Origin of the sequence: Streptomyces sp. SudanB5_2050 (assembly GCF_964272335.1) — a bacterium.
GTDB lineage: Bacteria > Actinomycetota > Actinomycetes > Streptomycetales > Streptomycetaceae > Streptomyces > Streptomyces rochei.
Window position 1 is genome coordinate 6,793,578 of record NZ_OZ186760.1, and the last position, 11,971, is coordinate 6,805,548.

Below are 11,971 nucleotides of genomic sequence, written 5' to 3' on the forward strand. Positions count from 1 at the left end.
GGTCCGGGGCGAGCGGGTGCCGCCGCGCGCGGAACGGGGGACGGCCGCGGCGGCGACACCCGGTGCGGGCCGCCTTCCACGTGACAGGGGGTACGCGGGAAGGCGGGCGCCGCGTCCGGCGCTCGTCGAGAGCACCGGAGTCGGGGGCTCAGCGGGTCGTGGTGAGGGGCACCGCGGGCTCGTCGCCCGGTTCCTCCTCCTCGATGACCTTCGGAACGTTGCGCAGGGACACCAGCGAGACCACCGCGACCATGGCCATCACCCCGGCCGCGACCAGCGCCGAGAGGTGGAAGGCGTCCACGAACGCGTGCCGTGCGGCCTCGACGACCTGCGCGGCGAGGTCGGCCGGCAGGGACGACGCCACCTGCACGGCGGAGGCGATGGAGTCCTCGATCGCCGGCACGGCCGAGTCGGGCACCCCCTCCGGCATGTCCAGGCCGCTGGTGTAGGCGGAGTTCAGCGCGCTGCCGAGCACCGCGATGCCCAGCGCGCCGCCCACCTCCATCGCCGTCTCGGAGATCGCCGCGCCGGAACCGGCCCGCTCCTTGGGCACGGTGGCCAGCACCGTGTCCCCGGTGACCGCGAACGCCATGCCGAAGCCCACGCCGACCGGCACCATCGCCACGACCAGCATCAGGTAGTTGGACTCCATGCCCGCCGTCGTGTAGAGCGCCAGGCCGAGCGCGCCCAGGCCGAGCCCCAGCCCGACGGTCCTGCCGCGGCCGATCGCCGTGATCAGCGGCGCCGCCAGCGCGCCGCCGCCCACCGCGGAGGCCGCCGCCCCGGGCAGACCGGCCAGTCCCGCCTTCAGGGGCGACCAGTCGAGGACCAGCTGGAAGTACTGCGAGAAGATCAGCGACTGCGCCACCATGGCGAACATCGCGAAGAGGTTGGCGCAGACCGCGCCGCTGAACGCGGCCCTGCGGAACAGCCGCACGTCGATCAGCGGATGCGTCAGCTTCGTCTGCCGCACCACGAACACCGCGAGCGCCACGGCGCCCACCGCGGCGGCCGCCCACACCTTCGGCTGGTCCACCCCGCCGTGCGCGGCCTCCTTCACCGCGTACACCAGGCCGATGACACCACCGGTGGACAGCACCACGCTCGGCCAGTCCAGCCGGCCCGGACGCGGGTTGCGGGACTCCGGCAGCACCAGCAGAGCGGCGATGAACAGCACCAGCAGGATGGGGATGTTGATCAGGAAGACGGAGCCCCACCAGAAGTTGTTCAGCAGCGCCCCGCCGATGATCGGCCCGAGGACGAAGCCCGAGGCCGACATGCCGCTCCACAGACCGATCGCCGCGGTGCGTTCCTTGGGGTCGGTGAACACGTTGCGCAGGATGGACAGCGTGGACGGCATGATGGTCGCGCCGGCCGCCCCCAGCAGCACCCTCGCCACGATGAGGATCTCGGCGTTGGGCGCGTAAGCGGTCAGCAACGAAGCCCCGGCGAACGCGACCGTACCGATCAGCAGCAGCTTCTTGCGGCCGATGCGGTCGCCGACCGAACCCATGGTGATCAGCAGACCCGCCAGGACGAACCCGTAGATGTCCGCGATCCACAGGATCTGGGTGGCCGAGGGATCGAGATCACTGATCAGCTTGGGAATGGCGAGGTGCAGGACGGTCAGGTCCACCGTCAGCAGGACCACCGCCGCGCAGGCGATGGCCAGGACGAGGCCCTTGTGCAGGCGTCCGTTGACTGGAGTTGGCATGCTCCCAGACTGCGGTGCTCCGCTTACCGCCCGAGCACCGCGCGCTTACCGCGCGCGCACCGCCCGGTTCCCGGGCGGTGCGCGCGACCCGTGAGGGCCTTCACGGGCGTACGGCTAGGCCAGTTCGGCGGCGATGGACCGCACGTACGCGCCGTAGGCCGAGGCCGGCAGTCGCGCACCGAGCCGCTCGCACGCCTCCGCGTCGATGAAGCCCATCCGCAGCGCCACCTCCTCCACGCAGGCGATGCGCACACCCTGGCGCTGCTCCAGCACCGACACGTACTGGCCCGCCGCGAGCAGCGAGGACGGCGTGCCGGCGTCCAGCCACGCGAACCCCCGGCCCAGGTCGACCAGTCTGGCCTTCCCGCGCCGCAGGTAGTGCAGGTTCACATCGGTGATCTCCAGTTCGCCCCGCGGGGAGGGCCGCAGGTTCTTCGCGATGTCGATCACGTCGTTGTCGTAGAAGTACAACCCCACGATGGCCCGGTTGGAGCTGGGCCGGGCCGGCTTCTCCTCGATGGAGACCAGCCGCCCCTCCGCGTCGGTGACCCCGACCCCGTACCGCTCCGGGTCCTCGACCGGATACCCGAACAGCACGCACCCGTCGACCTCGTGCGCGGCGCTCTGCAGGATCTCGTAGAAGTTGTTGCCGTGGAAGACGTTGTCCCCCAGCACCAGTGCCACCGGATCGTCGCCGATGTTGTCCGCGGCCAGGATGAACGCCTCGGCCAGGCCACCGGGCACCGGCTGCTCCACGTAGTCGAGCTGCAGCCCCAGCGCGGAGCCGTCGCCCAGCAGCCGCCGGATCTGCGGCAGATCGTGCGGCGTGGAGATGACCGTGATCTCCCGGATGCCGGCCAGCATCAGCACCGACAGCGGGTAGTAGATCATCGGCTTGTCGTTGACCGGCAGCAGCTGCTTGGACACGGCGAGCGTCAGGGGATGCAGCCGGGAGCCGTGTCCGCCCGCCAGCAGGATGCCCTTCATGCCCGCTCGGCCGCCAGCCGCTCCAGCTCGGGCACGATGTCCCGCGGCGCCGGCGCGGACAGCAGCTCCTTGGCCAGCCGCTCGGCGCTGTCGGCGAAGGAGGGCTCGTTCAGCACCCGCTCCACCGCGGCCTGCAACGTGTCGGCCCGGAACTCACGGGGCTCGATCATCAGCCCCGCCCCCTGCGCCTGCACCGCCAGCGCGGTGGCCCGCTCGTCCCACAGCCAGCCCGGCACGATCACCTGGGGCACACCGTGCCGCAGGGTGTTCTGCAGGGTGCCCATGCCGCCGTGGTGGATGATCGCCGAGCAGGTCGGCAGCAGCTCGTTCAGCGGCACGAAGTCCACCAGCCGCACGTTCTCGGGCAGGGTGGTCCCGGACAGCGACTCGGCCGTCGCGGAGCCGACCGTGGCGATCAGCTCCACGTCCATCTCGGCCGCCGCCGCCAGCAGGTCGGTGATCGGGAAACCGTCGTTGTAGGCCTCGGGCAGGGTCAGCCCGAGGGTGAGCACCACCCGCGGCCGCTCCGGCCGCTCGTGCGTCACCCAGTCCGGGACCACCGACGGACCGTTGTACGCCACCGGACGCACCGGGATGCGGTTGAGCCCCGCCTCGATCCGCAGGAACGACGGCAGCGGGTCGATGGTGCGCTGACCGACCACCAGCTCCTCGTCGAACCGACCGTCGCCCTCCGGCGCACAGCCCAGCCCGGCCAGCCGGCCGGTGATCCAGTCCCCGAGCGCGTCCACCCGTGCCTCCTCGGGCTGCTCCGCGGCCAGACGCAGGTACAGCTCCCGCATCCGGGCCCAGTGGTCGGTACCGAACAGCAGCCGCGCGTGCGCGGCACCGCAGGCCCGGGCGACGGCCGGGCCGACATAGCTCATCGCGTCCCACAGCACCAGGTCCGGCTGCCACGCCCGGGCGAACCGGGTCAGGTCGGTGAGCATCTCGGTGTTGGTGGACAGCTCCGCGATGTGCGCGTAGGCGGCGAGCGTGTCCCGGACGTACTCCCAGGTCAGCTTGGCCGGGTCGGTCTCCGCGATGTTGAAGCCGCTGCCGTAGCCGGCCTCCGCCGACTCCGGGGCCTGCTGGGACTGCTCCATCAGGTTCAGTTCCCGGCCCACGGGGACGGCCGTCAGGCCGGCCCGGGTGATCGTGGGCACGAGGTCGGGCTGGCTGGCCACCCGAACCTCGTGACCGGCGCTGCGCAACGCCCAGGCGATCGGCACCGTGTTGTAGAAGTGCGAATCGAGCGCGAGTGTCGTGACGAGGACACGCATGTGACATCTCCCTGGTGAACGGAATGCCGGGTGCGACGAGTCCGGGCTTCGGCGCCGGCTCTTTCCCATCTCCGATCAGCGGGGAACGCACCACACGGCTTCCCTCATGTGCGCAGTCACCGTATTCCGGCCGCCGGGGCCGCCCAACCCCTAGCGTCCGGGGCCTGCCCCTAGGGCCACCAAGGGCACGTAGGGGTTTTTGCGGCCATCGGCGTTCCCTACTTTTGACGCCTGCGGCAGGAACGAAAGGCGGTCGGCCATGCAGATGGATTCGAGCACCACACCCTCGTCCCGCTCCGCGATCGTCTTCCCCGGCATGGGGGCGATGTCATTCGCGGACGTGGGACGTTTCATGGTGGCCAACCCTTACGCACGGCGGTTGGTGGCCATCGCCGAAGAGGTCCTCGGCTATTCACTGATCGACGGATACCGGCAGTCCGAGCACGACTACAGCGAAGCCGCCCAGGTCGCCTTCCTGGTCAACTGCCTGGCCCTGGCGGAATGGGCGGAGGCGGAACTCGGCGTCGCCCCCGACCTGTGCGCCGGCCCCAGCTTCGGCGGGAAGGCCGCAGCGGCCTACACCGGCTCCCTGCCCTTCTCGGACGCGGTGCTGATGACCACGCGGCTGGCCGCCTGCCAGGACGCCTACTTCGCCGAGCACCACACGGACGTGGTCACCCACTCCTTCGTCCGCACGCCCGAGCCGAAGCTCCGCGAGATGCTCGCCGAACTCGAGGCACGCGACGAGTGGTACGAGATCTCCTGCTACGTCGACCACGACCTCTACATGGTCTCGCTGCGCGAGCAGGGCCTCGACCGGTTCAAGAAGCGCATCCGCTCCCTCGGCGGGCTGTCCCTCTACACGATGCGCCCGCCGCTGCACTCGGCGCGATTCGCCGACCTGCGCCGTCGCGCCGAGGACGAGGTGCTGGGCAAGCTGCCCTTCACCGACCCCCGGATGCCCGTCGTCTCCGACCACGACGGCACCCTGCTGACCGAGGGCGACCAGATCCGCACCCTGCTGCTGGACGGCATCGTGAGGCCCATGCGCTGGCCGGAGGTCGTGGCCGCGCTGCGCCGGAACGACGTGGCGACCGTGCACGTCGCCGGACCCGACAACCTCTTCGGCCGGGTCGCCTGCACCACCGACAACTTCGACGTGGTGCGCGTCAACCCGCGACTGGCCCTCCAGCCCCGCAACCGGCCCCACGCCGAGGCGTGACCGACCGCCCGAGGAGCGCATCCATGTCCGAGGAGTACGGCGGTGCCCTGCACACGCGGTTCCTGAGCGGCCTCGCCCTGGCCCCCGAGCGGGTCGCGGTCCGCGGACCCGGCTGGGCCCTGACCTACCGGGAACTCCACGAGCGCGCGCTCACCTGGGCCGGGACCCTGCTGCGCGCGGCCGACGGCGACGCCCGGGGCGGCCCCGGCACCGTCGCGGTCCTGGCGGACAAGGGGCCCGACGCCTACACCGGCGTCCTCGCGGCACTGTGCGGCGGCATGACGGTCGTACCGATGAGCACCTCCTTCCCCGCCTCCCGCATCCGGCAGATGCTGGACGCGGCCGAGGTGTCCGCGGTCGTCGCCGACGAGACCGGACGGGCCCTGCTCGCCGCGGCCACCGAGCCCGGCGTCCGCACCCCGCCGGTGCTGGCCACCGAGGGCGGCACCCTCCGGGCCGACGCCGCGCACGCGCTCACCGCGCCCCGCCCCGTCCGCCCCGAGGACACCGCCTACATCCTGTTCACCTCGGGATCCACCGGCCGGCCCAAGGGCGTGCGCGTCACGCACGGCGCCACCGACCACTACTTCCAGGTGCTGGACACCCGCTACCCCTTCACTCCCGAGGACGTCTTCTCCCAGACCTTCGACCTCAACTTCGACTGCTCCCTGTTCGACCTGTTCTGCGCCTGGGGCGCGGGGGCCACCGCCCAGCAGCTTCCGGCCGCCGCCTACCGGGACCTGCCCGGTTTCGCCGCGTCGGCCGGACTCACCGTGTGGTTCTCCACGCCCAGCGCCATCGCCCTGGCCCGCCGCACCGGAGGACTGGGGGAGGGCGCGCTGCCCGGCCTGCGCTGGAGCTTCTTCGCCGGTGAGGCACTCACCTGCCGGGACGCCGGGGACTGGCACCGGGCGGCACCCCACTCGCACGTGGAGAACCTCTACGGCCCCACGGAGCTGACCGTCACCGTCACCGGCCACCGCTGGTCACCGCAGGACGCGGCGGACCCGGCCGGGAACGGCCTGGTGCCCATCGGCACCGTGCACAAGGGACACGACTGGCTGCTCCTCGGCGAGGACGGCGAACCCGCGGCCGACGAGGGCGAACTCGTCGTGACCGGGCCGCAGACGACCCCCGGCTACCTGGACCCGGCGGACGACCGGGGCCGCTTCCTGGAGCGCGACGGCCGCCGCTGGTACCGCACGGGCGACCGGGTGCGCCGGGTTCGCGGCGAGGTGCTGGCCTACGTGGACCGCCTCGACGCCCAGGTCCAGGTACAGGGCTGGCGGGTCGAGCCCGCCGAGATCGACCAGCGGATGCGGGACGTGGCCGGCGTGCAGGACGCCGTCACGGTGGCGGTGCCCACGCCGGACGGCCAGAACGCGCTGGTCGGCTTCTACACCGGTGAACGCCTCTCCCCGGCCGTCCTGGTCCGTGCCCTGCGCGCCCACCTTCCGGAGCGCATGATCCCACGGCACTTCCACCACGTGCCCGCATTCCCCCTCAACGCCAACCGCAAGACCGACCGCAAGGCCCTGCGGGCGCGGGCGGCCGAGCTGCTGAACCCGACCCGTTTCTGAACGACCGGGACGACCGGTGCGGCGGCGACCCGGCTGGGCCGGCCGGTACGACCTGGCCGGCTGGTATGGCTGGTACCTGGTACGACCGGGACGGTTGGTACGGCTGGGCAGGCTGCTACGGCTGCTACGGCGTGAAGGGGCGGGCCACCACATGGGAGAGCCGCGAACCGACTGGTTCGCGGCTCTCGTCCGTACGTGCGGCTCGGCCCGCTCAGGCCGCCGGCAGCCCCTCGCACAGCGGCTTCCACCACGCCGGGTTGTCGACGTACCAGCGGACCGTGTCGGCCAGGCCCGCGTCGAAGGGGACACCCGGCCGGAAGCCCAGCGCCCGCAGCTTCCCGTCGTCCAGTGAGTACCGCCGGTCGTGCCCCTTGCGGTCCGGCACCCGCCGCACCATCTCCGGCCCGGCGTCCAGGGCCCGCAGCAGACGGTCGGTCAGCTCCAGGTTGGTCAGCTCCGTCCCGCCCGCGATGTGGTGCACCTCGCCCGGCACACCCCGCTCGGCCACCAGCTGGATGCCCCGGCAGTGGTCGTCCACATGGATCCAGTCCCGGACGTTCAGTCCGTCCCCGTACAGCGGCACCGGACGGCGCTCCAGCAGACGGGTCACGAACAGCGGGATGACCTTCTCCGGGTACTGGTAGGGCCCGTAGTTGTTGCCGCACCGGGTGACCCGCACGTCCAGCCCGTGCGTCCGCGCGTACGACAGCACCAGCAGGTCCCCGCCGGCCTTCGCTGCCGCGTACGGGGAGTTCGGCGACAACGGCGCCTCCTCCGTCCACGAGCCCGCGTCGATGGAGCCGTACACCTCGTCCGTGGACACGTGCACCAGCCGCGCTCCCGCCGCCAGGCACGCCGCGGCCAGCCGGTGCGCGCCCACCGCGTTGGTCAGCGCGAACACGTCCGCCGCCGTGATCGACCGGTCCACATGGGTCTCGGCCGCGAAGTTGACCACCACGTCGTGGCCCGGGACCAGCGACGCCAGCAGCTCGCTGTCGCAGATGTCCCCCTTCACGAACGTGTACCCGCCCGCCACCGGTTCGAGATTGGCCGGATTGCCGGCGTACGCCAGTTTGTCCAGGACGGTCACCTCGGCGCCCGCCCAGGCGGGGAACCCTCCGGTGAGCAGGGTGCGCACGTAGTGCGACCCGATGAACCCGGCCCCTCCCGCCACCAGTACCCGTTTCACCATGCCCACGCCTCCGGTCCCGGACCACCGTTGCCGAGCGGCGGGAACAGTTCCTCCAGCTCGGCCAGCAGCCCCTCGTCCAGCCGCAGGCCGAGCGCCCGCCGCGCCCCGTCCAACTGCGCGGTGGTGCGGGGGCCCACCACCACCGAGGTCACCCCCGGCCGGTTCAGCACCCACGCGAGTGCGACCTCCGCCGGATCCAGCCCCGCCTCGGCGCACAGCTTCTCGTAGCGGGTCACCGCGGCCCGATGCTGCTCCAGCGCCACCGACGCCCGGCCCTGCGCCGTCTTCACGGCGGTGCCGTCGGCGAGTTTGCGCAGCGCCCCGCCGAGCAGACCACCGTGCAGCGGGGACCAGACCAGGATGCCCATGCCGTACGCCTGCGCCGCCGGCACCAGCTCCAGCTCCACGTACCGGGTCACCAGGTTGTACACGCACTGCTCGGAGACGATGCCCAGGAAGTGCCGCCGGTTCGCCGCCTCCTGCGCCGCCGCCAGGTGCCAGCCCGCGAAGTTGGACGACCCCACGTACCGGATCTTGCCCTGCTGGACCAGCACCTCCATGGCCTGCCACACCTCCTCCCAGGAGGCCGCGCGGTCCACGTGGTGCATCTGGTACAGGTCGATCCAGTCCGTGCGCAGCCGCCGCAGCGAGTTCTCGCACCCCGCGATGATGTGCCGGGCCGACAGCCCCTGGTCGTTGGGCAGATCGCTCATCGGGTTGAACACCTTGGTGCCCAGCACCACCCGTTCGCGCCGGCCGCCCCCCTGGGCGAACCAGTCGCCGATCAGCTCCTCGGTGAACCCCTTGTGCTCCTGCCAGCCGTACTGGTCGGCCGTGTCGAAGAAGTTGACACCGCGCTCCAGCGCCTCGTCCATCAGCGCGAACGCCTCTGCGCGGGTGGTGCGGACGCCCAGGTTCAAGGTGCCCAGGCACAACCTGCTCACCTGCAGCGCCGTACGCCCCAGCCGGGTGTACTCCATGGTGTCCGCGTCACCGTCGTGTGCCGCCGTCATCGTGCCGGGACCTCCTCGCCCGTGCCGGTCGCCCGGGTCCCGCCGGCCAGACTGTGCAGGCAGGCGACGAGACTGCGGGCCTCGATGTTCAGGTAATGGCCGTGCCGGAGAAGCCCGGCGAGCTGATGCAGGGCGACCCAGCGGAACGTGTCGTCCTCGATCCGGTGGTCGCCGTGCCAGTCGACGATCAGATAGCGGTTGACCGCGTGGTGGAACCGGCCCCCCTCCTCCGACAGACGACTGTCGAACCGGACGCGCTCCGCCGGCGCTTCCAGCACCTCGTCCAGGAAGCGCAACTGCGGCGGGTACGGCGCCCGCGGGTAGTTCGACGGCACGCACTGCACCGTCGGCGCCAGTTCCACCTTGTCGATCAGACCCGCCTGGGTACGGGCGTTGACCAGGGCGTGCACCACACCGCCGATCTCGGCGACCAGGAAGGCCACCACGCCCTGCGCCACCGGCTCGATCAAGGGCTGCGTCCACTGCCGCACCTCGCGGCCCGCGGCCCGCACATCCACCCCGATCACGCGGAAGAACCGCCCGTCCTCGTGGGCCACGCTCTCCTCGGTGCGCTTCCACCCGCGCACCTCGTCCAGCGGCACCCGCCGCACCGCCAGGCCGCTGCCCGCCCGCAGACCCGCCAGCCAGCTCAGGATCTCCCCGGTGGGGTGCAGGGCGCCCGTCTCCTCCACGCAGGACCGCAGCACGGCCGTCGAAGCCGGCGCCCCCTCGCCGGCGCCGCCGAAGGGCAGGCAGGCCAGGACCGACCGGGCGTCCATGTTGATCACGTCGTCCTCGGCCAGCAGCCGGTGGATCTGGCCCAGGGTGAGCCACCGGAAGCTCTCCCCGGCCTCGACCTCGACCTCCCGCCCCACCTCCACCACGATGTTCCGGTTCCGCTTCCCGACGAACCACGAACCCTGCTCCGACTGGAGGGAGTCGGCCAGCACATGATGACGCCCGGCCTGCTGGAAGAACTCCACGTACGGCACCGAAGCACCCCGGTGGACCCTGCTGTAGTTGCTGCGCGTCGCCTGGACGGTGGGGGACAACTGGACGCCGTTGTGGTTGCCCGGCTCGTTCTTGGCCTGCATCAGGAAGTGCAGCACCCCGCCGAACTCCTTGGCGACCAGCCCCAGGATGCCGATCTCCGGCTGCCGGATCACCGGCTGCTCCCACCCCGGTGAGCCACCGTCGACATCCTCGGCCGCCAGCCCCTCCACCGAGAAGAAGCGGCCCGAGTCGTGCACCAGGTTGCCGGTGCCCGGCTCGGCGCGCCAGCCGGACAGCCGGTCCAGCGCAATTCTGCGGACCTCGGCGACGTCGTCGCGCACCCGCCCCGCGTACCAGTCCCGGAACTCCCGGTCGCCGGTGGCCACCCCCTCCACGGCGAGCGCCGACTCGGCCAGCCGCGCGGCCGTGCGCATCGCGCTCTGCCGGTCCGGCGGTCCGAGCGGCGGCGCCGTCGCGGGAAATACATCGGCCATGGGAGATCCCCTTCGGTCGTACCTTTCCCCATTCGTCGGCGAGCCTATTCAAGGAAAGACAGCACAGGGAATGCTCCAGAACCCCGGAAATAACGTCCCCCGCCACCGTCAGCGTGTTCCCCCGAAGAATAGGGGTGGCGACCGGCGGCCACCTCGCCCACCACGTCCCACGGCGGCACGGCGTAGGGGTGGCCCCGAAGAGCTAGGGGTTAACACCGTACGTTCCCGCTCTTTATGCTCCCCCCGTGTTCCGACTTCCCGTATTCCGCGAGCCACTGCACGTCGGCCGCCCCAATATAGGCGACCGCGAAAAACTCCGGGAAAAAATCGACGATGCGCTGGACCGCCGGTGGCTGAGCAGCGGCCCGCTGGTGCGCGAACTCGAGGAGCGGGTCGCCGCACTGGCCGGCACCGCCCACGCCGTCGCGACGTGCAACGCGACCGTCGCCCTCCAGCTCGCGGCCCGCGCCACCGGCGTGCCGGCCGGCGCCGAGGTGATCGTCCCGTCCTTCACCTGGGTGGCCACCCCGCACGCCCTCGACTGGATCGGCCTCACCCCCGTCTTCTGCGACGTCGACGAGGAGACCGCCGGCATCGACCCGGCGCACGCCGAGAAACTCGTCGGACCCGCCACCGGCGCCATCCTGGGCGTGCACGCCTTCGGCCGCCCCTGCCCGATCGACGAACTCACCGAACTCGCCGACCGCCACGGACTGCCGCTGCTGTTCGACGCCGCCCACGCCCTCGGCTCCACCCACCGCGGACGCCCCGTCGGCGGCTTCGGCAGCGCCGAGGTGTTCTCCTTCCACGCCACGAAGTTCATCAACAGCTTCGAAGGCGGAGCCCTGGTCACGGACGATCCCCGGGTCGCCGAACGCGCCCGCGCCATGCGCAACTTCGGCATCGGCGAGGACCGCGAGGTGATCTCCTCCGGCACCAACGCCAAGATGAGCGAGGCCAGCGCGGCCATGGGACTGGTCTCCCTGGAACGCGTGGACGCCCTGATCGAGCAGAACACCCGCAACCACCGCCTCTACGAGGAAGGGCTGGCGGGACTGCCCGGCATCTCCGTCCGGGGACAGGCGCCGGGGGAGCGGGCCAACCACCAGTACCTGGTCATCGAGATCGACCAGGCCGCGGCCGGCGTCCACGCCGACCAGGTGCACGCCGTACTGGAACGCCACAACGTGCTCGCCCGCCGCTACTTCCACCCCTGCTGCCACCAACTCGCCCCCTACAGCGACCGGCCCGAGACCCACGCCCCCCTGCCGCTGCCGCGCTCCGAGGCACTGGCCGAGCGGGTACTGGCACTGCCGACCGGCGAGGTCATCGGCGAGGAGGAGATCGACGGCGTCTGCCGCATCATCCGCTGGGCCGTGGAGACCGGCTGCGCGGACGGCGCCCCGAGCACGACGGACTGAGAAGACGGGAACGCCGGCCGCCGGAGGCGGCCGCGCCACGACCGGCCGGCGCCGCGACGCCTGGCCGACCCATGT

The 11,971-nt window shown here is 71.8% G+C and carries 9 protein-coding genes; 3 read left to right on the forward strand and 6 right to left on the reverse strand.

Features of this window, described 5'->3' with window-relative positions:
* Positions 1-148: 148 nt before the first annotated feature.
* From ACFZP7_RS29950 to ACFZP7_RS29960, 3 genes are all read right to left on the reverse strand, one after another.
* On the reverse strand, positions 149-1,714 hold the full coding sequence (locus ACFZP7_RS29950; protein ID WP_046250349.1) for an MFS transporter: 1,566 nt from the start codon (positions 1,712-1,714) through the stop codon (positions 149-151).
* Between the two features lie 114 nt (positions 1,715-1,828).
* On the reverse strand, positions 1,829-2,701 hold the full coding sequence (rfbA, locus tag ACFZP7_RS29955; protein WP_019330874.1) for a glucose-1-phosphate thymidylyltransferase RfbA: 873 nt from the start codon (positions 2,699-2,701) through the stop codon (positions 1,829-1,831).
* Entirely contained in the window at positions 2,698-3,981 is a 1,284-nt protein-coding gene (locus ACFZP7_RS29960; protein WP_019330873.1) for an activator-dependent family glycosyltransferase, read from the reverse strand. Before ACFZP7_RS29960 ends, rfbA begins: the two co-directional genes overlap by 4 nt.
* A 259-nt stretch (positions 3,982-4,240) precedes the next feature.
* Here ACFZP7_RS29960 and ACFZP7_RS29965 point away from each other — a divergent pair, with 259 nt between their 5' ends.
* Both ACFZP7_RS29965 and ACFZP7_RS29970 read left to right on the forward strand, forming a co-directional pair.
* A complete protein-coding gene (locus ACFZP7_RS29965) occupies positions 4,241-5,203 on the forward strand; it encodes an ACP S-malonyltransferase (RefSeq protein ID WP_019330872.1) in 963 nt (320 codons plus the stop codon).
* Between the two features lie 23 nt (positions 5,204-5,226).
* Positions 5,227-6,783, forward strand: a complete 1,557-nt coding sequence (locus tag ACFZP7_RS29970; RefSeq protein ID WP_385636999.1) for an AMP-binding protein — start codon at positions 5,227-5,229, stop codon at positions 6,781-6,783.
* A 211-nt stretch (positions 6,784-6,994) separates the two neighbouring features.
* On the opposite strand, the gene rfbB is transcribed toward ACFZP7_RS29970, so the two are convergent.
* Genes rfbB through ACFZP7_RS29985 form a run of 3 tightly spaced genes read right to left on the reverse strand, consistent with a single transcriptional unit; the run spans position 6,995 to position 10,475 of the window.
* Positions 6,995-7,975, reverse strand: a complete 981-nt coding sequence (gene rfbB, locus ACFZP7_RS29975) for a dTDP-glucose 4,6-dehydratase (protein ID WP_385637002.1) — start codon at positions 7,973-7,975, stop codon at positions 6,995-6,997.
* Positions 7,969-8,988: an aldo/keto reductase gene (locus ACFZP7_RS29980; protein ID WP_234310990.1), complete on the reverse strand. Its 1,020-nt coding sequence runs from the start codon at positions 8,986-8,988 to the stop codon at positions 7,969-7,971. The genes rfbB and ACFZP7_RS29980 overlap by 7 nt, the downstream gene beginning before the upstream one ends.
* On the reverse strand, positions 8,985-10,475 hold the full coding sequence (locus ACFZP7_RS29985) for an NDP-hexose 2,3-dehydratase family protein (protein ID WP_385637005.1): 1,491 nt from the start codon (positions 10,473-10,475) through the stop codon (positions 8,985-8,987). The genes ACFZP7_RS29980 and ACFZP7_RS29985 overlap by 4 nt, the downstream gene beginning before the upstream one ends.
* A gap of 245 nt (positions 10,476-10,720) precedes the next feature.
* On the opposite strand from ACFZP7_RS29985, the gene ACFZP7_RS29990 reads away from it, so the two are divergent.
* Positions 10,721-11,896 (forward strand): DegT/DnrJ/EryC1/StrS aminotransferase family protein, encoded by a 1,176-nt coding sequence (locus ACFZP7_RS29990; RefSeq protein WP_031022113.1) that lies wholly within the window; start codon positions 10,721-10,723, stop codon positions 11,894-11,896.
* Positions 11,897-11,971 lie beyond the last annotated feature (75 nt).

What these genes read in the sequence shown, in the direction of transcription:
- ACFZP7_RS29965 (WP_019330872.1), top strand. Translation starts at nt 4,241, where the DNA reads ATGCAGATGGATTCGAGCACCACACCCTCGTCCCGCTCCGCGATCGTC.
- ACFZP7_RS29980 (WP_234310990.1), bottom strand. Translation starts at nt 8,988, where the DNA reads ATGACGGCGGCACACGACGGTGACGCGGACACCATGGAGTACACCCGG.
- rfbA (WP_019330874.1), bottom strand. Translation starts at nt 2,701, where the DNA reads ATGAAGGGCATCCTGCTGGCGGGCGGACACGGCTCCCGGCTGCATCCC.
- ACFZP7_RS29985 (WP_385637005.1), bottom strand. Translation starts at nt 10,475, where the DNA reads ATGGCCGATGTATTTCCCGCGACGGCGCCGCCGCTCGGACCGCCGGAC.
- ACFZP7_RS29950 (WP_046250349.1), bottom strand. Translation starts at nt 1,714, where the DNA reads ATGCCAACTCCAGTCAACGGACGCCTGCACAAGGGCCTCGTCCTGGCC.
- ACFZP7_RS29970 (WP_385636999.1), top strand. Translation starts at nt 5,227, where the DNA reads ATGTCCGAGGAGTACGGCGGTGCCCTGCACACGCGGTTCCTGAGCGGC.
- ACFZP7_RS29960 (WP_019330873.1), bottom strand. Translation starts at nt 3,981, where the DNA reads ATGCGTGTCCTCGTCACGACACTCGCGCTCGATTCGCACTTCTACAAC.
- rfbB (WP_385637002.1), bottom strand. Translation starts at nt 7,975, where the DNA reads ATGGTGAAACGGGTACTGGTGGCGGGAGGGGCCGGGTTCATCGGGTCG.